This window comes from Nocardioides sp. YJ-D4 (assembly GCF_054031495.1).
Window position 1 is genome coordinate 2514507 of record NZ_CM132932.1, and the last position, 26482, is coordinate 2540988.

Below are 26482 nucleotides of genomic sequence, written 5' to 3' on the forward strand. Positions count from 1 at the left end.
GTGAGGATGAACGCGAGAGCAGTCCTGAGGTCGATACGGCCCCAGAAGAAGGACGGTGGCCGCCCCACCCACCCCGTCGACGAGGTGCTCCCGGCGCCCAAGCTCGCCGTCTACGGCCTCCAGCACGTGCTCGCGTTCTATGCCGGAGCGGTGATCGTCCCGATCCTGCTCGCCAACTCCATCGGGTTGAGCCAGGAGGAGCTGATCCACCTGATCAACGCCGACCTGTTCACCTGCGGCATCGCCTCGATCATCCAGTCGGTCGGCTTCTGGAAGGTCGGCGTACGCCTGCCCCTGCTGCAGGGTGTCACCTTCACCGCGGTCTCGCCGATGATCGCGATCGGGCTCGCGGCGGGCGGCGGCACGGACGGGCTGCTCGTCATCTACGGCGCGGTGATCGTCGCCGGGCTCGCGACGTTCTTCATCGCCCCCTACTTCAGCCGGCTGATCCGGTTCTTCCCGCCGGTCGTGACCGGCTCGGTGATCACCATCATCGGCATCGCACTGCTGCCCGTCGCCGCCGCGGACGCGACCGGTGGCGCCGGCCCGACCTCGGACCCCACCAGCGGCCGCAACCTGGCGTACGCCCTGGGCACCCTGGCCCTGATCGTGGTCATCCAGCGGGTGTTCAAGGGCTTCATGGCCACCGTCGCCGTGCTCGTCGGCCTGGTCGTCGGCACCCTGGTCGCCTGGGCCCTCGGAGATGCCCACTTCGACGCGGTCGCCAGCTCCGACTGGGTGGGCGTGACCACGCCGTTCCACTTCGGCTGGCCACAGTTCTCCGCGGCCGCGATCGTGTCGATGATCGTCGTCATGCTGATCACCGCCGTCGAGACCACCGGTGACGTCTTCGCCACCGGCGAGATCGTCGAGAAGCGGATCGGCCGCAACGACATCGCCCGCGCCCTGCGCGCCGACGGCCTCGCCACCACCATCGGCGGCGTCTTCAACTCCTTCCCCTACACCTGCTTCGCCGAGAACGTCGGCCTCGTCCGGCTGACCCGGGTCAAGAGCCGCTGGGTCGTCGCCGCGGCCGGTCTGATCATGGTGTTCATCGGACTGCTCCCGAAGGTCGGCGCGATCGTCGCCGGCATCCCGCACCCGGTCCTCGGCGGCGCCGCCCTGGCCATGTTCGCGACGGTCGCGGTCGTCGGCTTCCAGACGCTCAGCAAGGTCGACTTCCACGACCACCGCAACGTGGTGATCGTGGCGACCAGCGTCGGTCTGGCGATGTACGTCACCGCGCAGCCGGAGGTCGCCCAGGCCGTCCCGGGCTGGGCCGAGATCATCTTCGGCAGCGGCATCACCCTCGGCAGCCTCACCGCGATCCTGCTCAACATCCTGTTCCACCACGTCGGCCCGGACTACGGCCCCGCCGTCGCCGGCCAGCCCGGCGAGGGCGTCCGGCTCGACCAGGTCAACCAGATGGGGCGTACGGAGTTCGTGGAGACGTTCGACGGTCTCTTCCAGGGACCGCGGTGGATGGTGGAGCGGGCCTGGCAGCAGCGTCCGTTCGCCGACACGCACGCCCTGCGACGCGCCTTCCAGGACGCCCTCTTCAGCGGCTCCGTCGAGGAGCAGCGCGAGCTGATCGAGGCCTACCCCGAGCTCGGCTCGCGCCTGGTCTCGGAGGGGATGGTCGGCGAGGAGTCGCTGCGCGACCAGTCCTCGCGCGGCCTGACCCACCTGGCCGAGCCGGACCAGGAGACACTGTCCTCGCTCACCGACGCCTACCACGAGCGGTTCGGCTTCCCGCTGGTCATCTCCGTACGCGACTCCGACTCGCTCGACCGGATCCTCGCCGAGGGCCGGTCACGGCTCGGCAACTGCGAACGGCAGGAGCACGCCGCCGCGCTGATCGAGATCGCCAAGATCGCCGGCCACCGCTTCGACGACTTCCTGCGCGATGCCAACCCGATCCACAGCGCCCGCACCCGCAACCCGATCCGGAGCCAGCCATGACCGATCCCTCTGTCACCGTCAACGGGGACCACGTACCCCTGACCGGGGTCGCCACCCACACCACCGCCCTCGACTGGCTGCGCGGACGTGGCCTGACCGGCGCCAAGGAGGGCTGCGCCGAGGGCGAGTGCGGCGCCTGCTCGGTGCTGGTCGCCCGGCCCGGCACCACCTCGCCGACCGAGTGGACCGCGATCAACGCCTGCCTCGTCCCCGTCGCCGCGCTCGACGGCCAGGAGCTGGTGACCAGCGAGGGCCTCGGGTCCAGCGACGACCTGCACCCGGTCCAGCAGGAGCTGGCCGTACGCGGCGGGTCGCAGTGCGGCTACTGCACGCCGGGCTTCGTCTGCAGCCTCGCCGCGGAGTACTACCGCCCGAGCCGCGAGGCGGCCGCCGAGACCTGCGACCACGAGCACGGGCCGAACGGCGTCGACCTGCACGCGCTGAGCGGCAACCTGTGCCGCTGCACCGGCTACCGCCCGATCCGCGATGCCGCCTACGCCCTCGGTGCGCCCGAGGCCGACGACGCCTTCGCCGCGCGACAGCAGCAGCCTCCGCCCGAGCCGCGACCGACCCGGATCGCGGTCGACGGCGCCGAGTTCGTACGCCCGGAGACTCTCACCGAGGCCCTCGACCTGATCACCGAGTGGCCGGAGGCGCAGGTGGTCGCCGGCTCGACCGACTGGGGCGTCGAGGTCAACATCCGCGGCCGCCGCGCACCGCTGGTCGTGGCGGTGGACCGGCTGCCCGAGCTGCGCGAGCTCTCCTTCCGGACCGGCCACGTCGAGATCGGCGCGGCCCTCACCCTGACCGAGATCGAGCGCAAGCTCAACCGCCGGATCCCACTGCTGGCCGAGCTGTTCCCGCAGTTCGCCTCGCGGCTGATCCGCAACGGCGCGACGCTCGGCGGCAACATCGGCACCGCCTCGCCCATCGGCGACGCCCCGCCGGCGTTGCTCGCGCTCGACGCCGAGATCGTCCTGGCCTCGCCGAGCGGCGAGCGGGTCGTCCCGCTGGCCGACTACTTCACCGGCTACCGCGAGACCGTCCGCGCCGCCGACGAGCTGATCCGCAGCGTACGGATCCCGCTGCCGCTGGCCCCGCTCGTCGGCTTCCACAAGATCGCCAAGCGCCGCTTCGACGACATCTCCAGCGTGGCCGTGGGCTACGCGCTCGAGGTCGTCGACGGCACCGTGGCCCGCGCCCGGATCGGTCTGGGCGGCGTCGCGGCCACTCCGCTGCGTGCCGTCGCCACCGAGGACGCCCTGGTCGGCCGGCCCTGGACCGAGGAGACCGTACGCCGCGCCGCGGCCGTCCTGGCCGGCGAGGGCACACCGATGGACGACCACCGCGCCAGCGGGTCCTACCGCTCGGCGATGCTCGGCCAGTCCCTGCTGCGCCTGTTCCACACCCACCGCGAGGAGGTGCCCGTATGAGCGCCCTGTCCGAACGTCCCGACTACCCGATCGTCGGGATCCCGCTGCCCCACGAGAGCGCTGCGCTGCACGTGACCGGCGAGGCGCTCTACACCGACGACCTGGTCGGACGGATGACCGGCGTGCTGCACGCCTGGCCGGTCCAGGCCCCGCACACGCACGCCCTCGTCACCGCACTCCGGACCGCCCCGGCCTACGACGTGCCCGGCGTCGTGCGGGTGCTGACCGCCGAGGACGTACCCGGCGTCAACGACGCGGGCGTCAAGCACGACGAGCCGCTCTTCCCCACCGAGGTGATGTTCCACGGCCACGCGGTGTGCTGGGTCCTCGGCGAGACCCAGGAGGCGGCTCGGCTGGGCGCGGCCGCGATCGAGGTCGACTACGAGCCGCTGCCCGCCCTGGTCACCGTGACCGAGGCGATCGCGGCGGAGAGCTTCCAGGGCACCCCGCGCAACCTCGAGCGCGGCGACGTCACCGCGGCCCTGCAGAAGGCCGCCCACGTCTTCGAGGGCGAGTTCGAGTTCGCCGGCCAGGAGCACTTCTATCTCGAGACCCACGTCTCCCTCGCCCTGGTCGACGAGGGTGGCCAGGTGCTGGTGCACAGCAGCACCCAGCACCCCTCCGAGACGCAGGAGATCGTCGGCCACGTGCTCGGCGTCCCGAGCCACGAGGTCACCGTCCAGTGCCTGCGGATGGGTGGCGCGTTCGGCGGCAAGGAGATGCAGCCGCACGGCTACGCGGCCATCGCCGCGCTGGGCGCGACCCTCACCGGACGTCCGGTGAGGCTGCGCCTCAACCGCACCCAGGACATCACCATGTCCGGCAAGCGCCACGGCTTCCACAGCACCTGGCGCGTCGGGTTCGACGACGAGGGCCACATCCTCGGCCTCGAGGCGACCCTGACCGCCGACGGCGGCTGGAGCCTCGACCTCTCCGAGCCGGTGCTGGCCCGCGCGCTCTGCCACATCGACAACGCCTACTGGGTGCCCGACATCCGTGTCGACGGCCGGGTCGCGCGCACCAACAAGACCTCGCAGACCGCCTTCCGCGGCTTCGGCGGACCGCAGGGCATGCTCGTCATGGAGGACCTGCTCGGCCGGTGCGCACCGCTGCTCGGCATCGACCCGCTCGAGCTGCGCCGCCGCAACTTCTATCAGCAGAACCAGACCACGCCGTACGGCCAGCAGGTCCGCCAGGCCGACCGGCTGGCGGCCTGCTGGGACCAGGTGGCGTCCTCTGGCGAGGTGGCTCGGCGCCGGGCGGAGATCGCCGACTTCAACGCTCGGCACCCGCACACCAAGCGCGGCCTGGCGATGACGCCGGTGAAGTTCGGCATCTCGTTCAACCTCACCGCCTTCAACCAGGCCGGCGCCCTCGTCCACGTCTACAAGGACGGCTCGGTGCTGATCAACCACGGCGGCACCGAGATGGGCCAGGGCCTGCACACCAAGATGCTCCAGGTGGCCGCCACCGCTCTCGGCCTCCCCCTGTCCCGCGTACGCCTCGCCCCCACCCGCACCGACAAGGTGCCCAACACCTCGGCGACCGCGGCCAGCTCGGGCGCTGATCTCAACGGCGCCGCGATCAAGAACGCCTGCGAGCAGATCCGCGAGCGGCTCGCCCAGGTCGCCGGCGGCCGGCTCGGGATCAGTCCCAGCGACGTACGTTTCGACGACGGTGTCGTCCACGGCCTCTCCCCCGCGTCCGGCGAGATCGGCTGGAACGAGCTGGTCAACGTCGCTTACCACCAGCGAGTGCAGCTGTGGGCGGCCGGTTTCTACCGCACCGAGGGCCTGCACTGGGACCCCAACGTGATGCAGGGCGAGCCGTTCAAGTACTTCGCCAACGGGGTGGCCGCCTCGGAGGTGGAGGTCGACGGCTTCACCGGCGCCTACACCCTGCGGCGGGTCGACATCGTCCACGACGTCGGTGACAGCCTGAGCCCGCTGATCGACATCGGTCAGATCGAGGGCGGCTTCGTGCAGGGTGCCGGCTGGCTGACCCTGGAGGACCTGCGCTGGGACACCTCCGACGGACCCAACCGGGGCCGGCTGGCGACGCAGGCGGCGAGCACCTACAAGCTGCCGAGCTTCTCCGAGATGCCCGAGGACTTCCGGGTGAAGCTGCTCGAGAAGGCCCACGAGGAGGGCGCCGTCTACGGCTCCAAAGCCGTCGGCGAGCCCCCGCTGATGCTCGCCTTCTCCGTACGCGAGGCGCTGCGCGAGGCGGCCGCCGCCTTCGGCCCGGCCGGGACCAGCGTCGAGCTCGGCTGTCCCGCCACGCCGGAGGCCGTCTACTGGGCCCTCGACAAGGCTCGTACGCCGCAGGCGGCTGAGTCGGGCGGCGAGCCCGAGCCGGTCATGGCCGGAGAGAGGTGATGACATGGAGTGGCTGAAGGCCGTCCAGCGGCTGCGCGAGCAGCGGGTGCCCGGCGTACTCGTGACCCTGACGTCCGTACGCGGCCACTCGCCGCGCGAGGCCGGGGCGAAGATGGTCGTCTCGGCGGACCGCACCTGGGCCACCGTCGGTGGCGGCAACCTCGAGGCTGTCGCGATCGAGCGCGCCCGCGCGATGCTGACCGAGGGCCTCGCGGTGCCGGAGAGCCTGAAGGTGTCGCTCTCCGACAAGGCGCCCTATCAGCACGGCGTGCAGTGCTGTGGCGGTGAGGTCGAGCTGCTGCTCGAGCCGCTGCCCGTCGTCCCCTCCGTGGCCATCTTCGGGATGGGCCACGTCGGGCTCGAGCTGGCGCGCATCCTCGCCCGCCACGACCTCGAGCTGCACCTCGTCGACTCCCGCGCCGCCCAGCTCGAGCCGGAGCAGCTGCGGGGGCTGGACGACGCCGTCGCCGGCATCCACGTCCACCAGGTGCCGGTGCTGCCCGAGCTCGTCATCGGCGAGCTGCCCGAGGGCACCCATATCCTGGTCATGACCCACGACCACGCCGAGGACGCCGCGCTGTGCGACGCGGCTCTGCGTGCCGGGCATCTCGGATCGATCGGGCTGATCGGCTCGAGCGCCAAGTGGAGCCGGTTCCGGGCGAAGCTCGCCGACGAGGGGCACACGCCCGAGGCGATCGCCCGCATCACCACGCCCATCGGGCTCCCAGATCTCGGCGGCAAGGAGCCGGCCACGATCGCGGTCAGCGTCGCGGCCCGGCTGCTTCAAATCTTCGCGGGGGTCTCGACAAGCTCGACCACCGACGTATCGACCGAACAACAAGCAAGGTGACATCCCGCATGACGCTCTACCGAGGAACCTTCCTCGACACTCCCGACGACCCCTTCACCGGCGGCCGGCTCCGCACCGAGCAGGACGGCGCGCTGCTGGTACGCGACGGCGTGGTCCGCGCCCGCGGGTCCTTCGCCGACCTTCGCGGCCAGCACCCCCAGGAGGAGGTCGTCGACCTCTCCGGAGGCTTCGTGCTGCCCGGATTCGTCGACACCCACGTGCACTTCCCGCAGGTACGCGTCATCGGCGGCCTCGGCATGCCGCTGCTCGACTGGCTCGACCAGACCGCCCTCCCCGAGGAGGCGCGCTTGGCCGACCCGACCTACGCCGCGGGCGTGGCCACCGATTTCGTACGCGGCCTCGTCGGCGCCGGCACCACCACGGCACTCGTCTTCGGCAGCCACTTCGCGCCCGCGGTCGACACGGTCTTCGCCGAGGCCGCCCGCGTCGGGCTGCGGATCACCAGCGGCCTCGTAGTCAGCGACCGCCTCATCCGCGAGGACCTGTTCACCGACCCGGACCGGGCCCGCGAGGAGTCTCTTGCGCTCGCGGCGCGCTGGCACGGCGTCGGCCGGGCCCGCTACGCCGTGACCCCGCGCTTCTCGCTGTCGTGCTCCGACCCGCTGCTGGCGGCCTGCGCCGACGTACTCCGTGCCGTACCGGGCGCGATGCTGACCTCCCACGTCAACGAGAACATCCGCGAGATCGAGACCGTCGAGGCGCTCTTCGGCTGCGACTACGTGACCTCCTACGACCGGCACGGCCTGGTCGGCCCCGGCACCGTCCTGGCGCACAACGTGCACCCCACCGACCCGGAGCTCGCTCTGTTGGCCGCCCGCGGTGCCGCCGTCGCGCACTGCCCCTCCAGCAACGCCGCCCTCGGCAGCGGCCTGTTCCCGCTGGCCCGCCACCGCGCCCACGGTGTACGCGTCGCGATGGGCTCCGACGTCGGCGCCGGGACCGGGTTCTCCCTGCTCAAGGAGGGCCTGAGTGCGTACGTCGCTCAGCAGCTCCTCGGCGATGCCGGTCACCCCTTGACCCCCACCCACCTCCTCCACCTGGCCACGGTCGCCGGAGCCGAAGCCCTCGGCCTCGGGGCCTCGGTCGGCGACTTCTCCGTAGGCCGCCGCTTCGACGCCCAATGGATCAAGCCGGCCGCGAGCACACCCCTCGACGTCGGCCTCACCCACGCCGCGGATGCCGGCGACGCCCTCGCCAAGATGTTCGCCCTCGGCACCCCCGCCGACGTACGCAGCGTCTGGATCGAAGGCGAGCTCGTCAACGCCCCCGACCCCCACCTCGTCGGTTAGAACGCCGAGCCGTCACCCCAGTCGGTCGAGCCGTCACGCCGGTCGGTCGAGCCGTCACCCCGGTCGGTCGAGTGGTCACCTCGCTGCCAACTCGGCCGACGGGAGTGACGTCTCGGCGCGTTCGAAAGACCGGTTCACCGATCTGGATCGCCCCGGCTGCGTACCATCTCCAGAGTGTCGGAGCTGTTCGTTGCGATCGTCTCGGCCGTCGTCGGTGCCGCCGTCGGCTCGGGTCTGACGACGCTGGCTGCCACCATCCGGTGGCGACGGGTCCAGGTCAGGGCGCATCGCGCACCTTGGCTCGAGCCCGAGGAGAGCCTCGTCAGCCCGCCGGCGAGTGGCCTCGTCCCGGTCGACTTCCCCGTTGACGGTGCGACAGCAGGCGCGAACCTCCATGTGAAGATCGTCAACCGATCGACCCGTGACGTGGAGGTCACCCATGTCTGGCTCGCGACGGATCCTGTACGTGAGCTCGATCTGTCCCGCTTCGCACTGCCGGTGAGGATCCGACCTGACGAGACGCACGAGGTCTGGTTCCCGGTCGGCAACCTTCCAGCCGACGCTCCGCTCGAGCGGCTGGCGACGGTCCGGTTATCGACAGGGAAGACCATCAGGTCTCGGCCCAACGACACCGTGCCGCCGTTCGGGTCGGTCGCTCGTGCGCAAGGCTGAACAGCCCGATGCCGACCACACGTAGAACACGCGTGTCAGGGGCGGCGCGAGACGTCAGCTCGCCGCCTTTCTTCCCCACGTCGAGTCGGCGCATCCAGACACGAAATCATGCCGAGTCGGCTCGTTATGACGAGCCGACTCGGCATGATTTGGGGTGAGGACGAGCCGACTCGACAGGCCCGACGTACGCCATTCCTCAGCCGGTCACGATCGGTCGATGTCGTCGTCGAGTCGATCCCCGAAGCCCTCGCGAGAGTCCTGGGAGGCGGCGAAGACCGAGGCGCCGGAGCGGTTGCCGACGGTGATCTCGTTGAACAGCAGGTTGAGCACGACGGCGACCAGGGCGGTGGCGCTGATGCCGGAGTGCATGATGACCCCGAGCCACTCCGGGAAGGCGTCCCAGAAGGTCGGTGCGGCGATCGGCAGGATCCCGACGGCGAGAGCTACGGAGACGATCACCATGTTGAGGTTGTCCTCGTAGTCGACGCGGGACAGCGTGCGGATCCCGGAGGCCGCGACGGAGCCGAAGAGCACGATGCCGGCGCCGCCGAGCACGGGGTACGGGATCGCCGCCACCACCGCACCGACCACCGGCAGCAGACCGAGGAGCAGCAGGACGAGACCGCCGGTGGCGACGACGTACCGACTCCGGATGCCGGTCAGGGCGACCAGGCCGACGTTCTGTGCGAACGCGCTGCACGGGAAGGTGCCGAACAGCGGGGCGACCGTGGTGGCGGCCATGTCGGCGCGGAGACCGCGAGCGACCCGTCGAGCGTCCACGTCGGTCTCCACGATCTCGCCGATCGCCAGGATGTCGGCGGTCGTCTCGGTCATGATCACCAGGACGACGATCGTCATCGAGACGATCGCGCCGACCTCGAAGGTCGGGCTGCCGAAGTGCAGCAGCGGCGGCAGCGCGACCACGTCGGCCTTGCCCACGGAGGAGAAGTCCGCCTGTCCCGCGATGACCGCGATCACGGTCCCGACGACGAGCCCGATGAGGATCGAGAGCCGCGAGATCGCGCCCTGGAACACCCGGCTGATCACCAGGATGATGAGCAGCGTCAGCCCGGCGTACGCGATGTTGGTCATCGAGCCGTAGTCGGGCGCGGAGGCGTCGTTGCCCATCGCCCAGCGGAAAGCCACCGGCATCAGCGAGAGCCCGATGACCGTGATGATCGTGCCGGTGACGACCGCCGGGAAGAGCCTGACCAGCTGAGCGAAGAACGAGGAGAGCACCAGCCCGATCAGGCCGGCGACGATGATCGCGCCGAAGACCGGGCGCAGCCCGTCCTCGCTGGCGATGGTGACCATGGTGGACACGCTGGCGAACGAGATGCCCTGCACGATCGGCAGCCGGCTGCCGAAGGGCCCGAGACCGAGCGTCTGCAGCAACGTCGCCAGACCAGACACGAAGAGCCCGGCGGTCACCAGCAGCGCGAGGTCCGTGCCCGAGAGACCCGCGGCACCCCCGACGATGAGCGGCGGCGCGATCACGCCGCCGTACATCGTCAGGATGTGCTGCGTGCCGTAGGCGAGGAGCTGGCCCGGTGGATGCCGCTCGTCCTCAGGTCGGGTCGTGATCGGCGCGGTGGCCTGCCTCCTGCGACCTAACATGGCCGGGCCTCAGCAGAATCCGGGGATGGCGTGCCAGGCGTTGCCGGCGTCTGGCGCCTCGTCGCGTACGACGGAGGCTTCGATCAGGCCGTAGGGCCGGTCCGCGGCGAAGAAGACCTCGCCGGGGTTGTCCAGGCCGAAGGGCGAGAGGTCGGAGAGGAAGTGGTGCTTGTTGGGCGCGGAGAACTTGATCTCGGCGACATCACCGTGCTGCTCGAGCACCGAGGTGCCCATCCCGTGGAGCGTCTGCTGCAGCGCGAGACTGTGGATCTCCGCGAACCGCTGCAGCAGCAGGGCCCGGATGGAGTCGTACGCCTTGTCCCAGTCGACCTCGGTGGTGGAATAGCGCCAGCGGGCGACGAGCGAGGTCGCCAGGATCCGGTCGGTGGTCTCCTGCAGGGTCGTGTACTCGTCCTTGAGGAAGCCGTGGAACTCCGAGCCGGTCGACTTGAGCACGACCAGGTCCTTGATGCCGGAGACGACATGCGCCACCCGGTCCGACCCACGGCCGTCGACGTTCACCACCGTGGTCCGTACGCCGCCACCCGAGCGGACGAAGGAGTGGTCGTGACCCGCGCCGTCGACCTCGATCCGGTCCCAGGCGTACTCATCGATCTCGACCCGCGCCCCCTCGGCGGCCGGGCAGGCCTCGAGGTAGCGGTCGGCGAGAGCCAGCGCGAACTCCTCGATCGAGGCGACACCGATCTCCTTCGCGTAGGCGAAGACGGTGTTCTTCTGGGTGTCGGTCGGCAGTACGTCCTGCTGGTCGCCACTGGTGTGAGCGTCGTCGAAGCTGCCGCGCAGCGCGGTGGAGACGTTGAGGTCACGGATCTGGTGGCGAGGAGTGTCGCGGTAGATGCGTACGACGCGGTTCTCGGCCTTGCCGTACTGGTTGGGTCCAAGACGAATGGGCATGTCAGCTCCCTCGGTAGGTGGAGTAGGCGAACGGGCTCAGCAGAAGTGGCACGTGGTGGTGCCGCCGGTCGGTGACCGCGAAGGTGACGGAGACCTGCGGGTAGAAGCACTCCTGACCGGTCGCCGCGTAGTAGGCGGCGGTGCCGAACCGGAGCTGATAGGTGCCGGCCGGGACCTGATCGGGTCCCAGGTCGGTCACCCGGCCGTCGTCGTCGGTGACGGCGTCGGCGAGTACGACGGACGACTCGTTGGCATCGATCCGGCTGAGCCGGACCGGGACACCGGCGGCCGGTCGGCCGAGCGCGGTGTCGAGTACGTGGGTGGTGATGGCGCTGGTCATGCCGAGACCTCCGCGGCCAGGACCCGCTCGAGGCGGAGCAGCGCGATCCGGCGCAGCTCGTCGGCGACCACAGCCGCCTCCTCGTCGTGCTCGTGACCCAGCCGCTCGCGGAGAGCGCCGAGCACCTGGTCCACCGAGAGGCCCGTGGCGCAGATCAGGAAGACCCGGCCGAAGCGCTCCTCGTAGGCCCGGTTGCCCTCGGCGAGGGCCTGTGCCGTGGCCTGGTCGGTGCCGACCGCTGCCTGCTCGCGCCGCGACCAGGCAGCCTCGGGGTGCTCGCCCTCGGCGCGCTCCCCGATCCTGGGGTGGGCGGCCAGCGCCTGGTCGACGTCGGCCGCGGTGAACCGTCGGGCCGCCTCGTCGGCGGCCCGGAAGAGGTCGGCCTCTGCGGCATAGGGACGCCCGGCCAGGACGGCGGCGACCCAGCTCGGAGCGTCGCAGCAAGCCTGCAGCACGGGCCGTACGACGTCCGCCGGTGAGGTGTTGAAGCTCTGGAGATCCATGAACCGTTCTCTCTCGCTATGCGGAAACTAATTTCCGTACAGCAACAACGATTGCATGTGTCGCTCATCACAGTCAACAGTTTGTTGAAAAGTAGGGACTACTCCCGTTCGCGGTTCAGGTAGTTGTAAACCGTGAACCGGGTGACGCCGAGCGCGGCCGCCACGATCTCGGCGCTCTTGCGGTAGTCGAAGGCGCCGCGCTCCTCCAGCAGCCGCACGGCGCGCTGCTTCCCCTGGCGGTCCAGGGCCGCCAGGTCGCCACCGAGGCTCTCGGCGACCTCGGCGAGCAGTGCGTCCAACCCGCTCGCCGTACGCCGCGGCGCGCTGTGTCCTTCGACCCGTACCTGGAAGGTGATCTGGTCCGCACCGTGGTCCAGGCCCGCGGCCACCACCGAAGCCAGGGTGGCCAGCACCGCGTCCCGCTCGCCGCGCACCGACGTGCCCAGCGGCCCGAAGTCACACTCCAGGCCGGCCTCGCGGGCGGCCGCGAGCGCCGCCGTGGCGTGCTCGGGAGGCTCGCCCTCGCCACGGAACGGTTCGGTGGTGAACTCGGCTTCGACGCGCATGGCGGCAGGCTACCCAGCCTGCCGCCATGCGATCGGGATGCTCAGGCGGTGATCCGCCGGCGAGCCAGCTCGGCGAGCTTGGCCTGGTCGATCCCGGCGAGCGTCTCGACCTCGTCGGCCGCGACCGCACCGCACTCCACGCCACGCAGCACGAACGCGGCGAGCGCGGCAGCGGTGGCGGGCTCGTCGAGATAGCTGGAGTCGCCGCCATGGACGTACGCCCGCAGCCGAGCCGAGGCGACCTCGAGCCCGTCTCGGAAGAACGCGTACGTCGCGATGTAGCGGCTGGGGAGCTGGGCCGGATGCAGATCCCAGCCCTGGTAGATCCCGCGGGCCAGCGACCGGCTCACCAGGCGCGAGTGGAGCCGCCAGGCGGCGCGTACGGCCTCCGGGTCGCCGACCGGGAGCACGTTGGTCGAGCCGTCCGAGACGAAGACACCGGTGCCGGCGGCGGCCACCTGCATCACGTCCTTGGCATGGTCAGCGACCGGGTGCTCCATGCTCTGGAAAGCGGCCGCGACCCCGAGCGAGGCGGAGTAGTCGTACGTCCCGTAGTGCAGGCCGGTGACCCGGCCCGCGCCGGCGGCGATCATCCGCGCGATCAGCGCCGTGCCGTCGGAGCCGAGGATCGCCTGCGGCGTCTCGACCTGGATCTCGAACCGCAGGTTTTCGGCCTCGATCCCGTGGGCGGCCTCGAGCGCGGACAGCGCGGTGACCATCGCGGTGACCTGCTCGACCGAGGTCACCTTGGGCAGCGTGATGACGAAGCCGTCACCCAGGCCGCCCTCGCGGACGAGCTCGCCGAGGAAGAGGTCGAGCGTACGCAGCCCGCGGCGCCGCGTCGGGGCCTCGAACGACTTGATCCGGATGCCGTGGAACGGCGTCGCGGAGCCGTCACGGACGGTGGCGGCGAGCGCCCGGGCGGCCGCCACCACAGCGGCGTCCTCGTCCTCGTCGGGCCGAGCGCCGTAGCCGTCCTCGAAGTCGATCCGCAGGTCCTCGATCGGCTCGGCGGCCAGCTTGGCCGTCACCCGGTCGTAGATCTCCTCCGCCAAGCCGGGCTCCAGCTCGAAGGAGTCTGCGACCTCTGCAGCCGAGCCAGCATGCTCAGCCAGCACCCGACCGGACTCGGCCGACCACTCCGAGACGGTCTTCTCGTCGTAGCGGTCGCCCGGGACGTAGACGGTGTGCACCGGCTGACGTACGCCACGGTCCCCCGGATAGCTGGCGGCCAGCGCCGCGTCGGCACCGGCGAGCGCGCGGTCGAGCCGGGCAGCGAGCTCCTCGAGGTGGCTCATGCACCCACCACCTGCTCATAGGCGGGCAGGGTCAGGAAGTCGACGTAGTCGTCGGCGAGCGCGACCTCCTCGAAGATGGTGCGGGCCTGCTTCAGGTGGTGCTCGATCCCGTCGGCCGCCCCGAGCAGCTTCGTCATCTCCTCGTCCAGAACCCGGCGTACGAGCTCTGCGGTCACCTGGGTCCCGTCGTCGAGCTTCGATCCGTTGTGCACCCACTGCCAGATCTGCGAGCGGGAGATCTCGACCGTGGCGGCGTCCTCCATCAGGTTGTGGATCGCGACAGCACCGGCGCCGCGCAGCCAGGCGTCGAGGTAGACCAGCGAGACCTCGACGTTGTCGTGCAGCCCGGCGAGGGTGATCGCGCCGCCCGCAGAGGCGACGTCGAGCAGGTCCTCGGCCCCCACCGAGACGTCGTCGCGCTGCCGATCGACCTGGTTCGGCCGGTCACCCAGGACACCGTCGAAGATCTCGCGGCAGATCGGGACCAGGTCGGGGTGGGCCACCCAGGAGCCGTCGAAGCCGTCGCCGGCCTCGCGCTCCTTGTCCTCACGGACCTTGGCGAAGGCGATGGCGTTGACCTCCTGGTCCCGGCGGCTCGGGATGAAGGCGGCCATACCGCCGATCGCGTGGGCGTTGCGGCGATGACAGGTCTTCACCAGCAGCTGGGCGTACGCACGCATGAACGGTGAGGTCATCCCCACCGTCGCCCGGTCCGGCAGCACGAACGAGGGCCCGGCGTCGCGGAAGTACTTGATCAGGCTGAACAGGTAGTCCCACCGGCCCGCGTTGAGCCCCGAGGCGTGGTCGCGCAGCTCGTAGAGGATCTCGTCCATCTCGAACGCGGCCGGGATCGTCTCGATGAGCACGGTCGCGCGCACGGTGCCGTGCGGGATCCCGAGCTCCGCCTGGGCGAAGGTGAACACGTCGTTCCACAGCCGCGCCTCGAGGTGGCTCTCCATCTTGGGGAGGTAGAAGTACGGCCCGCTGCCGCGCTCCACGAGCTCGCGGGCGTTGTGGAAGAAGTAGAGCCCGAAGTCGACCAGGGCGCCGACGACCGGCTTGCCGTCGACCAGGACGTGCAGGTCGTCGAAGTGCCAGCCGCGCGGGCGCATCACGATCGTCGCCAGCCGCTGGTCCTCCTTGAGCTCGTAGAGCTTGCCCTGCGGGGACATCGCCGAGATCTGGCGCCGAATGGCGTCGTACAGGTTCACCTGGCCGCCGACCACGTTGCTCCAGTGCGGCGTGCTGGCGTCCTCCATGTCGGCCAGCCAGACCCGCGCCCCGGAGTTGAGGGCGTTGATCGTCATCTTCCGGTCCGTCGGGCCGGTGATCTCGACGCGGCGGTCCTGGAGGTCCTCGGGCACCGGAGCCACGGTCCAGTCGCCGGCGCGTACGTCGGCCGTCTCGGGCAGAAAGTCGAGCCGGCCGGTGCGGGCGACCTCCTCGCGGCGCACTCGGCGGGCGGCCAGAAGCTCGTCACGGCGGGCCCCGAACCGTCGCTGCAGCTCCGCGACGAAGTCGAGGGCCTCGGGGGTGAGGATCTCGGCTCCTCGCTCGACCTCGCCACCGGTGATCTGAATGTTCACGAGCTCCACCCTTCCAGGGCTACAGTTTTCCTTTGAATGGATTTCTCTTTCCGCATTGCGGATGTTAATCCGGCCAGACAAGGGACGCAACCAGCCGGATTTCCTCTACACGACGCTAGACTTCCGTCATCCGGAAGACAGTACCCATAGATCGGGGAGCTCAGGTGAGCGAGAACGAGAAGGCGCCGAAGGCCCGCACCGGGGCCGTGCAGTCGATCGAGCGTGCCTTCGCACTGCTGGAGACGATGGCCGACGCCGGCGGGACCATGGGGCTCTCCCAGCTCGCCGCCGCCTCCGGTCTGCCGCTGCCGACCATCCACCGGCTGGTGCGCACCCTCGTCGACCTGGGTTACCTCCGCCAGGAGGCCAACCGGCAGTACGTCCTCGGGCCCAAGCTGATCCGGCTCGGCGAGAGCTCCTCGCGCATGCTCAGCACCTGGGCCCGCCCGCACCTCACCCGGCTCGTGGACGAGGTCGGCGAGTCGGCCAACCTGGCGATGCTCGACGGCGACCAGATCGTCTACGTCGCCCACACCGAGTCGCGCCAGTCGATGCGCATGTTCACCGAGGTCGGCCGCCGGGTGTCCCCGCACTGCACCGCCGTCGGCAAGGCCATCCTCGCCGACATGGCTCCCGACCAGGTCCGCGACATCCTCCGGCGCACCGACATGGTCCCCTACACCTCCACCACGATCACCTCCCGCGACGACTACCTCGACCAGCTCGAGCAGGTCCGCGAGCGCCGCTACGCCATCGACGAGGGCGAGCAGGAGGCAGGCGTACGCTGCGTCGCCGTCGCCGTCCCCGACTACGCCCCGCGCCTGGCGATGTCGATCAGCGGACCCACCGGCCGGATGAGCGACGAGCTCATCGAGCGCGCCGTCCCGCTGCTCACCGAGGCCGGCAAGCAGCTCGCCGCGGACCTGGCCTGAGCTTCGTCGACGGTCAGCCGCCGTACGGCACCGTGATGATCTCGAGGTTGTGTCCGTCGGGGCTCTCCCAGTAGACGCCGCGACCGCCGTCGTTGTGGTTGATCTGCCCCTCCCGCCGGTGGAAGGGGTCGGCCCAGTAGGTGATGCCGCGCTCCTTGATCCGCCCGAAGATCTCGTCGAACTCGGTCTCGGAGACCTTGAACGCGTAGTGCTGCGGCCGGAAGTCCTGGTCCTCGACCACGTCGAGGCTGACCTGGTTGGTGAGCTCGACGACCCGGAACGGGCCGAAGACCTGGGCCTCCGGAAGCCCGAGGATCTCGGTCAGATGAGTCGCCATCGCGTCCCGGTCGGAGGCGTGGACGATCGTGTGGTTCAGCTGGACGCTCATCGGATTCTCCTCTCGCGTCATGACGACTCTAGGTCGCGGATGCGACGCCGCCGACCGCATTTCGTGGTACGTATTGCGGTCCACGGGTCACACATCGACCCGGTAGATCTCGGGAGATCTCCATGAAGCGCACCACCGTCGGGATGAACCGTCGCGCCCTGCTCCAGGGAGCCGCCGCCATCGCGGGGCTCACCGCTCTGCCCTCGTCAGCGGCCGCATCCGCGACCTCCGCCGGCCCACCGCACCAGAGCCCCATCCGCATCTACCGCGGCGGCGCCCAGCATGAGCACCTGCCCGCTCTGCACGTCCACTATCCCCACGACGCGACCGTCACGATGAAGTACATCCGCGAGGACGCCGACGAGCCCGACGGCTGCACCGTCCGCGGCAACGAGGAGACCGTGCGCGCCGAGCTCCCGCCCGGCGTCGGCTCGCTCGAGATGGCCGGGGTGACGTACGGCCTGGTGCAGTTCCACTGGCACACCCCGAGCGAGCATCTGCTCTCCGCCCGGGACTACCCGATCGAGATGCACTTCGTGCACCAGGACGCCTCCGGCCACACCCTCGTCGTCGGTGTCTGGGTCCGCCCGGGCCTCGTCAACCCGACCCTCGGTCGCCTCTACGACCACCTGGTCTCGGAGTGCTCGACCGCGGACCACGTCGGCCACATCGACGTCGGCGCCCTCCTGCCCCGCCGGCACACCTCCTACCGCTACGACGGGTCCCTCACGACCGCGCCGTACACCGAGCACGTCCAGTGGGTCATGCTCACCGACCCGATCACCGCCTCATCCCGCCAGATCGACCGGTTCCGCACCATGTTCCCGACCGGCAACCGGCGCGACGTCCAGGACATCAACGACCGCATCGTCCTCACCGACCGAGGGCTCCTCTGAAGCTGATCAGCTGGCCGGAACGCCGAGGTTCTGCGTGAAGAAGGCGCCCAGCCTCTCCACGGCCGCGCCGACGTAGGGCTCCCGGTCGTAGAGGTCGACGTGGCTGGCGCCCTCGACCCAGAAGACCTCCTTCGGCCCGACCGCTCGCTGGAAGGCGTCGATCGACATCCAGGCGGTCTCCGCACGGGTGCCGACCACCATGAACAGCGGTCGCTGCCCGATCAGCGGCACCTGCGCGAAGGCGTCGAACGTGGCCATCTTGTCGATACTCGTCCAGTCGAACCCCTTGGCGGCCCTCTCGTGCTCGGCACGCGGGGTGCAGTAGTAGTCGAACCCCTCGGCCGCGTGCTCGCCGCCCATGGCTCGCGCCTGGTCCGCGGTCGCGGGGAAGAGCGGCAACATCCCGGGATCGTCGCCGTTGGCGCCGGCCGTACGGGCAGCCGCGGCCCCGTCGAGCATCGCCTGGAACACGGCCGGATCCTGGGTGCCGTTGGAACCGAGCCGGAACTGGCGGGCGACGTCGACGGCACAGACCGTCCCGAGCGCCTTGATCCTGTGGTCGCCGGCGGTCGCCGGCAGCGAGTAGCCACCCGACGCGCAGATGCCGAGGGCCCCGATGCGCTCGCTGTCCACCTCGGGTCGGGTGGTCAGGAACGAGACCGCCGCCTTGATGTCCTCGATGCGCTGAGCCGGGTCCTCCAGCCCTCGGGGAAGACCACCGCTCGCGCCCTGGTACGCGGCGTCATAGGCGACGGTGACGAAGCCCTGCTCGGCCAGCCGTGCGGCGTACAGCCCCGACGCCTGTTCCTTGACGCCCGTTCCCGGGTGACCGACGACGATGGCAGGCGCGTCGCTGGCGCCGGCGGGGACATAGAGGTGGGCGGCGATCTGAATCCCCGCGCTGTCGAAAGTGACGTCCAACTTGGTGACCACGAGTTCTCTCCTTCTTGCTGGGCCGGTCCATCCGGCACACCCCAACTTCCACCGCTTCGAAGGAGCGCAAAAGCGGCGAGCTTCTGCCTGGGAACGTTCCTTCCCTCCCAGGCTTCGTCGCCCCCGGCCACAATTGACGTATGAGCAATCCAGCGGTGCCCAATGAGCTCGGAGCGTTCCTCAAAGCCTGCCGAGCGCGCCTGACCCCAGGTCAGGTAGGCCTGCCTGACCTGGGAAATCACCGGAAGGTACGCGGTCTGCGCCGGGAAGAGGTCGCAGCCCTTGCCGTGATCAGCGTGGACTACTACACCCGCCTCGAGCAGGGGCGGGTGAAGGCGTCCGCATCGGTTCTGGAGACGCTGGCTCGCGCACTTCGGCTGGACGAGGACCAGCAGGCTTATCTGTACGAGATCGCGGGCAAGGTCGACGCGCTCCCCAGACGACGACGGACCGTGCAGAAGATCCGGCCCGCCGCGCGCCGACTCCTCGATCAGCTGGTCGATACGCCGGCGCTGGTCCTCGGACGGAGGCTCCACGTCCTCGACTGGAACCGGGCCGCCGCGGCCCTCTTCACCGACTTCTCGACAATTCCCGAACCAGAGCGCAACTACATCCGCCTGATGTTCACCCACCCGATCGTGCGCGCCCTGCATGCCACCTGGGAGCACGACGCCCGCGATGCCGTAGCCGCCCTCCGGATGGAGGCTGCCACAGACCCCGACGATCCCGAGCTGGCCGTGCTCGTCGGCGAGCTCTCCGTGCGAGACGCCGACTTCCGTACGTGGTGGGCCGAGCGGCACGTGAACTCCGCGAGCTTCGGGACGAAGCAGTACCACCACCCCGTGGTCGGCGACCTGACCCTGGACTGCGACACCTGGCAGAGCCCGGACGGCTCCGGACAGCGCCTCATGGTGCTGACCGCCCCCGCCGGCAGCCCGTCGGACGACCGCCTCCGCATCCTGACCTCGTGGGATGCGAACCCCGGCAAAGCCGACGGACTTACCGTCCGCTCCCCGTAAGAGCGCTCACCAGCCCGAAGGACGGGTGTTACCAAGCACCCGGGTCACCGTGATCTCGATGACCACGCGCTCCGGGTTGGGCCGGGGCTGCCGGTAGCGCTCGGCGTACCGCCGCTCGGCCTCAGCCACCGACTCCGCGTCGTCCTTGACCACCGCCGTGCCCTCCAACGTGCACCACCGCCGCCCGTCCACCTGACTGACCGCCGCCTGAGCGCCGTCGGGCCCGGCCGCGCGTACGTTGCGAACCTTCTTGCTGCCCGCGCTGCTGATGACGCGCGCGACCCCGGCTTCCGGATCGAACGTCACCCCCACCGGGACCAGATGCGGGCTGCCATCCGGCCGGCTCGTGGTCAAGAAGCAGATCCGCCGCTCCCGCCAGAACTCGTCGTTCCCAGCGGGGGCTGGAGTTGCCTCGACTGCCATGTTGCTCCTCGGTCTGGTCGCGAACTTGTCGTGTCTGTTGGCCAGGCGCAGGTACTCGTCGTGAAAGCCGCTGCTCATGGCAACTTCCTGGAGCGCGCCGGTGGGGGCGAAGAGCAGGGCCAGTTGCTCCTCCGCCGACGCGCTTCCGTCCGAGTGAGATGACTCGATGCGCTCGACCTCTGCCCTCAGGTCCACACCCGTGTCGAACGAGGTCCAGACCGTCTCGAGCTCAACCGAACGGAGCAGGTCGAGCAGGTCGCTCACAATCTCTGCTCGACTGTCGCGCACGCTGGTCACCGTAGCCGAACGGCCCTGTCGTGTCACGACTGGCACGGACAAGCGAAACACCCCGGTGGCCAACGTTTCCGCTGGTCACCGGGGTGTTCTCCCAGGCGTGGCAGATGAAGGATTCGAACCTTCGAAGGCAAAGCCGACGGATTTACAGTCCGCTCCCATTGGCCGCTCGGGCAATCTGCCTGGGTTGTGCGCGCGCCCCGGTCAAGGGGATCGCGACAGCAATAAACAATAGCGCAGGGGCTGGCGGCGTACGAAAACGGCACGAGGTCCTAGGGTGAGACAGGTACGTTCCCGGGGCGCACAGTCCTGGTCAGAAGCTAGAGGAGAGAGTCATGGCGGACTCGTCGTTCGACATCGTGAGCAAGATCGATCGCCAGGAGGTCGACAACGCGCTGAGCCAGACCGCGCGGGAGATCGCGACGCGGTTCGACTTCAAGGGGACCAACGCGACCATCGAGTGGAGCGGTGAGCAGGGGATCGAGATCTCGGCCTCCGCCGACGACCGCGCCAGCGCGGTGCTCTCGGTCTTCCAGGACAAGCTGATCAAGCGCAAGCAGTCGCTGAAGATCCTCGACGCGAGCGAGCCGCGCCAGTCGGGGCAGCAGTCGAAGATCTCGATCACCCTCAAGGAGGGCATCTCCTCCGAGGACGCCAAGAAGATCTCCAAGCTGATCCGCGACGAGGGCCCCAAGGGCGTCAAGGCGCAGATCCAGGGCGACGAGCTCCGCGTCTCCTCCAAGAAGCGCGACGACCTGCAGACCGTGATCTCGCTGGTCAAGGGCCAGGACTACGACTTCGCGGTGCAGTTCATCAACTACCGCTGATCCGTCGCAGGCGCCGCCTCGCCGAGGATCATCAGCGAGGCGAGGCGCCGGACGAGGTCGGTGGCGTCGGCGGGCACCGGGCCGGGAAGAGAGCGGCGTACGACGGCGATCGGCATCTCGAGCATCGCGAAGGCGACCTCGTCGGGACGCCTGCCGGCAGCCTTGGCGACCTGCTTGACCCGGGCCGCGACCGCGCGGTCACGGGAGGCCTCGTACGCCTCGGTGGCCGCGGTATCCGCGGCTGACCACTGCTCCGGCGAGAAGGCCGTCTTCCCGGCGTGCAGGACGATCGCCGAAGCCTGATTCTCACGGCACCACTCGACCACCCATACGGCCATCTCGACGGCCCGTCGCGGGGTGGGATCCTCGCCGAGCTGGTCGCGGTAGGGCTCGTCGAAGGCCTGGACCGCCCGCTGCCACAGAGCGTGCAGCAACGCCGACCGGTCCGGGAAGCGGTGGTAGACCGACCCGCTCGGCGCCCCTGCCTCTCGGGCGACCGCGGCCATCGTCACTGCCCGTGCGCCGCCGTCGACGAAGAGCCGTACGCCTGCGTCGAGCAGCGCTTCGGCGCCATGTCTGGCCGGTCGTCCCATGCCGCGGAGCCTAGACGGCGCCGTCAGCGCGGGGCCGCAGGCACATCACCGTCTGCTGGCCGGTGGCGACGAGCGTGCGCGATCCGTTGCGGACGGCATGGACGTCGAGAGCGGTGACGGTGAGCGTACGTCCGGCCTTGACGACCTCGCCCACGGCCTCGAGCCGCTCGCCGACGGCCGGCGCGACCAGGTTGATCTTGTACTCGACCGTGAGCACGTCGCTGTCCGGCGGGCAGAGGGTCAGGCTGGCGTATCCCCCGGCGCTGTCGGCGATGGCGCTGGTCGCGCCGGCGTGGATGTAGCCGTTCTGCTGGGTCACCTCGGCTCGATGCGGAAGGGCGATGACGACCCGGCCGGGCGTGACCGACGCGATCCGCGCACCGAGGTGCGTCATCAGCCCCTGCTTCGCGAAGCTTTCGCGGATGCGGCGCTCCACCGCCAGACCGATCTCGGAGGTCATGCGGCCCTGGATGTGGCGAGGACGTCCGCCATCGCGCGGGCGAGCTCGCGGCCCTTGAGGACGAAGTGGTCGCGGAAGAAGCCGTGGTGCTCGTCGTGCTCGTGGAAGTTGAGCGGGGTCAGGACGGCCGAGAAACTGGGCACGTCCGTCTCGAGCTGCACCCGCATCAGTGCGTCGACCACCGTCGAGGCGACGAACTCGTGACGGTAGATCCCGCCATTGATCACCAGCGCGCAAGCCGCGATCGCGGCGTACTCCCCCGACCTGGCGAGCCGCTGTGCCCGCAGCGGGATCTCGTAGGCCCCTGGCACCCGGATCACGTCGACCTCCCAGATCCCGAGGCTCGCCAGGTCGTCGACGCACGCCTTCACCGCCTGGTCGACGATGTCGGAGTGCCAGCGCGAGGCGATGACCGCGATCCGCTCGGCACGGGCTGATGGGGTGGGCACCTGCGTCATGGCTTCACTCCTTGCTGGACGTTTGACCCGATATTAGCGAGATATCTCTAAAACAACCAGGGACTTATGATCCAGCCGTGAGCTACGAGCACCCGAGAGCCTCGGTCGAGATCGACGCTCCGATCGAGGTGGTGTGGCGGGTGATGGTCGAGACCGAGTCGTACGCCGCGTGGAACCCGTTCGTCGTCCGGGCCGAGACCGCGCAGCCGGCGGCGGTCGGCAACCCGATCGTGCTGCAGGTGACCTGGGCGAACGGCGGCCGCTCGCGCTCGCCGGAGCGGATCTCGGCGCTCGAGCCGCCGGCGGTCGGCGAGGACGGGGTCGCGACTGCGTACCTGGCCTATGTCTATGAGGGCTGGCCGGCGCGGCTCGGCCTGGTACGGGGCGTACGTCACCAGCGGCTGACCCAGCGGCCCGGCGGGCCGACGCGTTACGAGACGGTCGAGGAGTTCTCCGGTCCACTGGTCGGGCTGGCCGGGCCCGAGCGGGTCGCCGACGGGTTCCGGCGGCATGCCGCGGCTCTCAAGGTGCGATCCGAGACGCTCGTGAATGAAAGTGGACTTGACCACTAGGTTGAGCGAAATTCTGCATTCATCTGCAAGAATGTGGCCGTGCGAGTATCTGCCAAGTCCGACTACGCCCTCCGCGCCCTCATCGAGATGGCCGCGCGCGAGGACGGAAAAGCTGTCAGCGCCGAGGAGCTCGGCCGCGCCCAGGAGATCCCTCACGGGTTCCTGCAGGCGATCCTCGCCGACCTCCGCAAGGCCGGCGTGGTCATCTCACAGCGCGGCCAGTCGGGCGGCTGGCGCCTGGCCCGGAAGGCCGAGGACGTCTCCGTCGCCGACGTGATCCGCGCCGTCGACGGTCCGCTGGTCTCGGTCTACGGGCTGCGCCCCGAGGGGGTCACCTACAACGAGCGCGCCGACGTCCTCCAGCACGTGTGGATCGCCGCCCGCGACTCGCTGCGCGAGGTCTTCGAGAAGGTCTCCATCGCCGAGCTCGCCTCCCGTGAGCTGCCCGACGAGGTCACCACCCGCACCGCGCGCGACGAGGCGTGGCTGCCTCACTGATCCTCGGGCACGGTATGCCGAGAAAGGCCCACATCCCGCGCGGAACTCCGCTGGGGATGTGGGCCTTCGGCTGCATACCTTGGTGAAGGAACCCCTACGCCGCCGGCGCCGGCATCGTGTAAGCCCCCGGCGACGGCGTGACGAATACGTTGACGCCCTCCTCGAGCCGAAGAGCCCGGGCATGCGTACGCGTCAGCTCGGCGGTCACGACCTCACCGTCGTCGGTGAGGACCGTCAGGCGTACCTCGAAGCCGATCCGCAGGACGCGCGAGACGGTGCCCTCGAGCGAGTGCTCGGAGATCGGCGAGGGGGTGACCTCGACGTCGTGGGGCCGGATCAGGGACCCGCCCAGGGTGGTGACGTCGCCGAGGAACGACATCACGAAGTCGTTGGCGGGCTCGTCGTAGAGCTGCTCGGGGGTGCCGATCTGCTCGATGCCACCCTGGTTGACGACCACGATCTCGTCGGCGACCTCGAGGGCCTCCTCCTGGTCGTGGGTCACGAAGACGGTGGTCACGTGCACCTCGTCGTGGAGCCGTCGCAGCCAGTCGCGCAGCTCCTTGCGTACCTTCGCGTCCAGGGCGCCGAACGGCTCGTCGAGCAGCAGCACGGACGGCTCGATCGCCAGCGCCCGGGCCAGCGCCATTCGCTGCCGCTGGCCTCCGGAGAGCTGCGAGGGCAGCCGGTTGGCGAACTGCGAGAGGTGGACGAGCTCGAGCAGCTCCTCGACCTTCTTGGCGACCTCCGCCTTGGGGCGCTTGCGGATCTCCAGGCCGAAGGCGACGTTCTTGGCGACCGAGAGGTGCTTGAACGCGGCGTAGTGCTGGAAGACGAAGCCCACGTTGCGCTTCTGGACCGGCAGCGACGTCGCGTCCTTGCCCTCGATCACGACCGACCCGGTGTCGGGTGTCTCCAGCCCGGCGATGACCCGCAGCAGCGTGGTCTTGCCACCACCGGAGGGCCCGAGCAGGGCGGTCAGCTGCCCGGTCGGGATGGTCAGGTTGATGTCCTCCAGGGCGACGAAGTCGCCGTAACGCTTGTTGACACCACTTACTTCGATGCTCATGGGATGTGTCCTTTCACCGCACGCGCGCACCGCGGGCGCGCAGCACGAAGACGATGAGGATGCAGATGACCGAGACGCTGGCGAGGAGGAAGGCGACGGCGTACGCGCCCTGCTGGTCGAAGTTGAGGTACTTCTCCTCGACCGCGAGGGTGGCGGTGCGGGTCTGGCCGAGCACGTTGCCGGAGACGACCTTGACCGCGCCGAACTCGCCCAGCGACCGGGCCAGGGTGAGCACGACGCCGTAGATGACGGCCCACTTGATGCCCGGGAGCGTGATCCGCCAGAACGTCTGCCAGCTGCTCGCGCCGAGTGACGCGGCGGCCTGCTCCTGCTCGGTGCCGATCTCCTCCAGCACCGGGATGACCTCGCGGATCACCAGCGGCAGCGAGACGAACGCGGTCGCCATGATGATGCCCGGCGTCGAGAAGATGATCTGGATCCCGGCCGACTCGAGCGTCGGCCCGAACCAGCCGTCGCGGCCGCCGTAGACCAGCACGAGCGCCAGGCCGACGACGATCGGCGAGACCGACAACGGCAGGTCGATCATCGCGCTCAGGATGCGCTTGCCGGGAAATTCCGTACGCACCAGCAGCAGCGAGATCGAGACGCCGAAGAGCAGGTTGATCAGCGTCGCGACCACTGCGGCCACACAGGTCAGCTGGATCGCGTGCATCATCTGCGGGTCGTTGAAGATCGCGGTGAACGCCTCGGTCGTGAACCCGATGTCGGGAACGTAGAAGGCGTTCCAGGCGACCAGGACCACCGGCCAGGCCACCAGGAGCCCGAGGTAGGCGATGACGATGACGCGAAGGACGTACGTCAGCAGGGTGCGGGGAGCACGACGGGTCTCAGCCACGGCGGACCATCCTCCTCTGGACCAGGTCGAGGACGACGATGACGAGGAGGGAGACGCCCAGCAGCAACGCCGCGATCGCCGCCGCGCCCTCCGGGTTGTCGTTCTCGATCGCGGACAGGATCCGCACCGAGGCGACCTCGGACTTGAACGGCAGGTTGCCCGAGAGCAGGACCAGGGAGCCGTACTCCCCCATCCCGCGCGCGAAGGAGAGCGCCGCGCCCGCCGCGATGGCCGGAGCCAGCGACGGCAGGATGATCCGCCAGAACGTGGTGAACCGGGAGGCCCCCAGGGAGGCAGCGGCCTCCTCCACGTCGGTGTCGAGCTCCTCGAGGACGGGCTGCACCATGCGTACGACGAAGGGCAGCGTCACGAAGGCGAGGGCGAGGTAGACCGACGTCGACGTGTTCGCCCAGTGCAGGCCGAGGGGTGACTCGGCGCCGTAGAGGGAGAGCAGCACGAGGCCCGCGACGATCGTCGGCAGTGCGAACGGGATGTCGATGATGACCTCGAGCAGGCCCTTGCCCCAGAACTTGTCGCGGACCAGGACCCAGGCGATCACGGTGCCGATGACGACGTTGATCAGGGTGACCACGATGGCCGCACGGATCGTCAGCAGGATCGCCGACGCGGTCTGCTCGTTGGTGAGCTGGTCCGCGAAGGCGGACCAGCCGCCGCTGGAGGCGGTGATGATCACCGCCACCAGCGGGATGAGGACGAGCAGGCTGAACCAGAGCATCGTGATGCCGAGCCCGATGCCGCTGGTCCTTGTCAGAGTGTTGCCCGGCCGGCTGCGACGGGCAGCCGGCCGGGCCGTAGGGATGGTTGTCGTCATGACCG

28 protein-coding genes and 1 tRNA gene are annotated in these 26482 nt (G+C 69.7%); 12 read left to right on the forward strand and 17 right to left on the reverse strand.

Annotation, left to right across the window (positions count from 1 at the left end; translation table 11 throughout):
- Positions 1-6 precede the first annotated feature (6 nt).
- The 6 genes from uraD (ACW14X_RS11945) (at position 7) to ACW14X_RS11970 (ending at position 8605) form a co-directional block, all read left to right on the forward strand.
- Complete coding sequence (gene uraD / locus ACW14X_RS11945) at positions 7-1962, forward strand: 2-oxo-4-hydroxy-4-carboxy-5-ureidoimidazoline decarboxylase (protein WP_160025640.1); 1956 nt, start codon at positions 7-9, stop codon at positions 1960-1962.
- On the forward strand, positions 1959-3395 hold the full coding sequence (locus ACW14X_RS11950; RefSeq protein ID WP_457165733.1) for a xanthine dehydrogenase small subunit: 1437 nt from the start codon (positions 1959-1961) through the stop codon (positions 3393-3395). The genes uraD (ACW14X_RS11945) and ACW14X_RS11950 overlap by 4 nt, the downstream gene beginning before the upstream one ends.
- Positions 3392-5773 carry a xanthine dehydrogenase molybdopterin binding subunit gene (gene xdhB, locus ACW14X_RS11955; protein WP_457165734.1) on the forward strand — a complete coding sequence of 794 codons (2382 nt, stop codon included), beginning with the start codon at positions 3392-3394 and terminating at the stop codon, positions 5771-5773. Before ACW14X_RS11950 ends, xdhB begins: the two co-directional genes overlap by 4 nt.
- A 4-nt stretch (positions 5774-5777) precedes the next feature.
- Complete coding sequence (xdhC, locus tag ACW14X_RS11960) at positions 5778-6623, forward strand: xanthine dehydrogenase accessory protein XdhC (RefSeq protein WP_457165735.1); 846 nt, start codon at positions 5778-5780, stop codon at positions 6621-6623.
- Positions 6624-6631: 8 nt separating this feature from the next.
- A complete protein-coding gene (locus tag ACW14X_RS11965) occupies positions 6632-7933 on the forward strand; it encodes a guanine deaminase (RefSeq protein WP_457165736.1) in 1302 nt (433 codons plus the stop codon).
- 174 nt (positions 7934-8107) lie between these two features.
- The gene (locus ACW14X_RS11970) at positions 8108-8605 is read left to right on the forward strand and encodes a hypothetical protein (protein ID WP_457165737.1); all 498 of its coding nucleotides are present in this window, start codon (positions 8108-8110) and stop codon (positions 8603-8605) included.
- A 204-nt stretch (positions 8606-8809) separates the two neighbouring features.
- Here the strand turns inward: ACW14X_RS11970 and ACW14X_RS11975 are convergent, their stop codons facing one another.
- The 7 genes from ACW14X_RS11975 to aceB all read right to left on the reverse strand — a co-directional run bounded on the left by ACW14X_RS11975 (position 8810) and on the right by aceB (position 15430).
- Entirely contained in the window at positions 8810-10222 is a 1413-nt protein-coding gene (locus ACW14X_RS11975; RefSeq protein ID WP_457165738.1) for a nucleobase:cation symporter-2 family protein, read from the reverse strand.
- Positions 10223-10231: 9 nt separating this feature from the next.
- The gene (gene pucL, locus ACW14X_RS11980) at positions 10232-11137 is read right to left on the reverse strand and encodes a factor-independent urate hydroxylase (RefSeq protein ID WP_457165739.1); all 906 of its coding nucleotides are present in this window, start codon (positions 11135-11137) and stop codon (positions 10232-10234) included.
- A 1-nt stretch (position 11138) separates the two neighbouring features.
- Entirely contained in the window at positions 11139-11477 is a 339-nt protein-coding gene (gene uraH / locus ACW14X_RS11985; RefSeq protein ID WP_350836729.1) for a hydroxyisourate hydrolase, read from the reverse strand.
- Positions 11474-11980, reverse strand: a complete 507-nt coding sequence (uraD, locus tag ACW14X_RS11990; RefSeq protein WP_457165740.1) for a 2-oxo-4-hydroxy-4-carboxy-5-ureidoimidazoline decarboxylase — start codon at positions 11978-11980, stop codon at positions 11474-11476. The genes uraH and uraD (ACW14X_RS11990) overlap by 4 nt, the downstream gene beginning before the upstream one ends.
- 98 nt (positions 11981-12078) lie before the next feature.
- Entirely contained in the window at positions 12079-12546 is a 468-nt protein-coding gene (locus tag ACW14X_RS11995; RefSeq protein WP_160025650.1) for a helix-turn-helix domain-containing protein, read from the reverse strand.
- A 41-nt stretch (positions 12547-12587) separates the two neighbouring features.
- Entirely contained in the window at positions 12588-13844 is a 1257-nt protein-coding gene (locus ACW14X_RS12000) for a DUF6986 family protein (protein WP_457165741.1), read from the reverse strand.
- Positions 13841-15430, reverse strand: a complete 1590-nt coding sequence (gene aceB / locus ACW14X_RS12005) for a malate synthase A (RefSeq protein ID WP_457165742.1) — start codon at positions 15428-15430, stop codon at positions 13841-13843. Before aceB ends, ACW14X_RS12000 begins: the two co-directional genes overlap by 4 nt.
- 164 nt (positions 15431-15594) lie before the next feature.
- Here aceB and ACW14X_RS12010 point away from each other — a divergent pair, with 164 nt between their 5' ends.
- The gene (locus ACW14X_RS12010; protein WP_160025653.1) at positions 15595-16362 is read left to right on the forward strand and encodes an IclR family transcriptional regulator; all 768 of its coding nucleotides are present in this window, start codon (positions 15595-15597) and stop codon (positions 16360-16362) included.
- Positions 16363-16375: 13 nt separating this feature from the next.
- On the opposite strand, the gene ACW14X_RS12015 is transcribed toward ACW14X_RS12010, so the two are convergent.
- A complete protein-coding gene (locus tag ACW14X_RS12015; protein ID WP_350713428.1) occupies positions 16376-16750 on the reverse strand; it encodes a VOC family protein in 375 nt (124 codons plus the stop codon).
- Between the two features lie 122 nt (positions 16751-16872).
- Here ACW14X_RS12015 and ACW14X_RS12020 point away from each other — a divergent pair, with 122 nt between their 5' ends.
- Positions 16873-17646, forward strand: coding sequence for a carbonic anhydrase family protein (locus ACW14X_RS12020; protein WP_457165743.1), 774 nt, complete (start codon positions 16873-16875; stop codon positions 17644-17646).
- Between the two features lie 6 nt (positions 17647-17652).
- Here the strand turns inward: ACW14X_RS12020 and ACW14X_RS12025 are convergent, their stop codons facing one another.
- Positions 17653-18579 (reverse strand): alpha/beta hydrolase, encoded by a 927-nt coding sequence (locus tag ACW14X_RS12025; RefSeq protein ID WP_457165744.1) that lies wholly within the window; start codon positions 18577-18579, stop codon positions 17653-17655.
- Between the two features lie 140 nt (positions 18580-18719).
- On the opposite strand from ACW14X_RS12025, the gene ACW14X_RS12030 reads away from it, so the two are divergent.
- On the forward strand, positions 18720-19598 hold the full coding sequence (locus tag ACW14X_RS12030) for a helix-turn-helix domain-containing protein (RefSeq protein ID WP_457165745.1): 879 nt from the start codon (positions 18720-18722) through the stop codon (positions 19596-19598).
- 6 nt (positions 19599-19604) lie between these two features.
- On the opposite strand, the gene ACW14X_RS12035 is transcribed toward ACW14X_RS12030, so the two are convergent.
- Positions 19605-20309 (reverse strand): PPOX class F420-dependent oxidoreductase, encoded by a 705-nt coding sequence (locus tag ACW14X_RS12035; RefSeq protein ID WP_457165746.1) that lies wholly within the window; start codon positions 20307-20309, stop codon positions 19605-19607.
- 107 nt (positions 20310-20416) lie between these two features.
- Positions 20417-20498 (reverse strand) — tRNA-Tyr (locus ACW14X_RS12040).
- Between the two features lie 152 nt (positions 20499-20650).
- Here ACW14X_RS12040 and ACW14X_RS12045 point away from each other — a divergent pair.
- Positions 20651-21142, forward strand: a complete 492-nt coding sequence (locus ACW14X_RS12045) for a YajQ family cyclic di-GMP-binding protein (RefSeq protein ID WP_160025658.1) — start codon at positions 20651-20653, stop codon at positions 21140-21142.
- Here ACW14X_RS12045 and ACW14X_RS12050 read toward each other — a convergent pair.
- Genes ACW14X_RS12050 through ACW14X_RS12060 form a run of 3 tightly spaced genes read right to left on the reverse strand, consistent with a single transcriptional unit; the run spans position 21133 to position 22653 of the window.
- Positions 21133-21735, reverse strand: coding sequence for a TetR/AcrR family transcriptional regulator (locus ACW14X_RS12050; RefSeq protein WP_457165747.1), 603 nt, complete (start codon positions 21733-21735; stop codon positions 21133-21135). The two genes, ACW14X_RS12045 and ACW14X_RS12050, sit on opposite strands and share 10 nt — an antisense overlap.
- Positions 21736-21745: 10 nt before the next feature.
- Positions 21746-22195, reverse strand: a complete 450-nt coding sequence (locus tag ACW14X_RS12055) for a PaaI family thioesterase (RefSeq protein WP_457165748.1) — start codon at positions 22193-22195, stop codon at positions 21746-21748.
- Positions 22192-22653, reverse strand: a complete 462-nt coding sequence (locus tag ACW14X_RS12060) for a 6,7-dimethyl-8-ribityllumazine synthase (protein ID WP_457165749.1) — start codon at positions 22651-22653, stop codon at positions 22192-22194. Before ACW14X_RS12060 ends, ACW14X_RS12055 begins: the two co-directional genes overlap by 4 nt.
- A gap of 77 nt (positions 22654-22730) precedes the next feature.
- Here ACW14X_RS12060 and ACW14X_RS12065 point away from each other — a divergent pair, with 77 nt between their 5' ends.
- Complete coding sequence (locus ACW14X_RS12065) at positions 22731-23225, forward strand: SRPBCC domain-containing protein (protein WP_457165750.1); 495 nt, start codon at positions 22731-22733, stop codon at positions 23223-23225.
- 39 nt (positions 23226-23264) lie between these two features.
- Positions 23265-23723, forward strand: a complete 459-nt coding sequence (locus tag ACW14X_RS12070; protein ID WP_160025663.1) for an RrF2 family transcriptional regulator — start codon at positions 23265-23267, stop codon at positions 23721-23723.
- Positions 23724-23817: 94 nt separating this feature from the next.
- Here the strand turns inward: ACW14X_RS12070 and ACW14X_RS12075 are convergent, their stop codons facing one another.
- Genes ACW14X_RS12075 through cysT form a run of 3 tightly spaced genes read right to left on the reverse strand, consistent with a single transcriptional unit; the run spans position 23818 to position 26477 of the window.
- A complete protein-coding gene (locus ACW14X_RS12075) occupies positions 23818-24789 on the reverse strand; it encodes a sulfate/molybdate ABC transporter ATP-binding protein (protein ID WP_160025664.1) in 972 nt (323 codons plus the stop codon).
- 13 nt (positions 24790-24802) lie between these two features.
- Positions 24803-25645: a sulfate ABC transporter permease gene (locus ACW14X_RS12080; RefSeq protein WP_457165751.1), complete on the reverse strand. Its 843-nt coding sequence runs from the start codon at positions 25643-25645 to the stop codon at positions 24803-24805.
- Positions 25638-26477 carry a sulfate ABC transporter permease subunit CysT gene (gene cysT / locus ACW14X_RS12085; RefSeq protein ID WP_160025666.1) on the reverse strand — a complete coding sequence of 280 codons (840 nt, stop codon included), beginning with the start codon at positions 26475-26477 and terminating at the stop codon, positions 25638-25640. The genes ACW14X_RS12080 and cysT overlap by 8 nt, the downstream gene beginning before the upstream one ends.
- Positions 26478-26482 lie beyond the last annotated feature (5 nt).

What these genes read in the sequence shown, in the direction of transcription:
- ACW14X_RS12000 (WP_457165741.1), bottom strand. Translation starts at nt 13,844, where the DNA reads ATGAGCCACCTCGAGGAGCTCGCTGCCCGGCTCGACCGCGCGCTCGCC.
- ACW14X_RS12075 (WP_160025664.1), bottom strand. Translation starts at nt 24,789, where the DNA reads ATGAGCATCGAAGTAAGTGGTGTCAACAAGCGTTACGGCGACTTCGTC.
- ACW14X_RS12055 (WP_457165748.1), bottom strand. Translation starts at nt 22,195, where the DNA reads ATGACCTCCGAGATCGGTCTGGCGGTGGAGCGCCGCATCCGCGAAAGC.
- uraD (WP_160025640.1), top strand. Translation starts at nt 7, where the DNA reads ATGAACGCGAGAGCAGTCCTGAGGTCGATACGGCCCCAGAAGAAGGAC.
- xdhB (WP_457165734.1), top strand. Translation starts at nt 3,392, where the DNA reads ATGAGCGCCCTGTCCGAACGTCCCGACTACCCGATCGTCGGGATCCCG.
- ACW14X_RS12050 (WP_457165747.1), bottom strand. Translation starts at nt 21,735, where the DNA reads ATGGGACGACCGGCCAGACATGGCGCCGAAGCGCTGCTCGACGCAGGC.
- uraD (WP_457165740.1), bottom strand. Translation starts at nt 11,980, where the DNA reads ATGGATCTCCAGAGCTTCAACACCTCACCGGCGGACGTCGTACGGCCC.
- uraH (WP_350836729.1), bottom strand. Translation starts at nt 11,477, where the DNA reads ATGACCAGCGCCATCACCACCCACGTACTCGACACCGCGCTCGGCCGA.
- ACW14X_RS12045 (WP_160025658.1), top strand. Translation starts at nt 20,651, where the DNA reads ATGGCGGACTCGTCGTTCGACATCGTGAGCAAGATCGATCGCCAGGAG.
- cysT (WP_160025666.1), bottom strand. Translation starts at nt 26,477, where the DNA reads ATGACGACAACCATCCCTACGGCCCGGCCGGCTGCCCGTCGCAGCCGG.
- ACW14X_RS11975 (WP_457165738.1), bottom strand. Translation starts at nt 10,222, where the DNA reads ATGTTAGGTCGCAGGAGGCAGGCCACCGCGCCGATCACGACCCGACCT.
- ACW14X_RS12030 (WP_457165745.1), top strand. Translation starts at nt 18,720, where the DNA reads ATGAGCAATCCAGCGGTGCCCAATGAGCTCGGAGCGTTCCTCAAAGCC.
- ACW14X_RS11995 (WP_160025650.1), bottom strand. Translation starts at nt 12,546, where the DNA reads ATGCGCGTCGAAGCCGAGTTCACCACCGAACCGTTCCGTGGCGAGGGC.
- ACW14X_RS12020 (WP_457165743.1), top strand. Translation starts at nt 16,873, where the DNA reads ATGAAGCGCACCACCGTCGGGATGAACCGTCGCGCCCTGCTCCAGGGA.
- pucL (WP_457165739.1), bottom strand. Translation starts at nt 11,137, where the DNA reads ATGCCCATTCGTCTTGGACCCAACCAGTACGGCAAGGCCGAGAACCGC.
- ACW14X_RS12015 (WP_350713428.1), bottom strand. Translation starts at nt 16,750, where the DNA reads ATGAGCGTCCAGCTGAACCACACGATCGTCCACGCCTCCGACCGGGAC.
- xdhC (WP_457165735.1), top strand. Translation starts at nt 5,778, where the DNA reads ATGGAGTGGCTGAAGGCCGTCCAGCGGCTGCGCGAGCAGCGGGTGCCC.
- ACW14X_RS12060 (WP_457165749.1), bottom strand. Translation starts at nt 22,653, where the DNA reads ATGACGCAGGTGCCCACCCCATCAGCCCGTGCCGAGCGGATCGCGGTC.
- ACW14X_RS11965 (WP_457165736.1), top strand. Translation starts at nt 6,632, where the DNA reads ATGACGCTCTACCGAGGAACCTTCCTCGACACTCCCGACGACCCCTTC.
- ACW14X_RS11950 (WP_457165733.1), top strand. Translation starts at nt 1,959, where the DNA reads ATGACCGATCCCTCTGTCACCGTCAACGGGGACCACGTACCCCTGACC.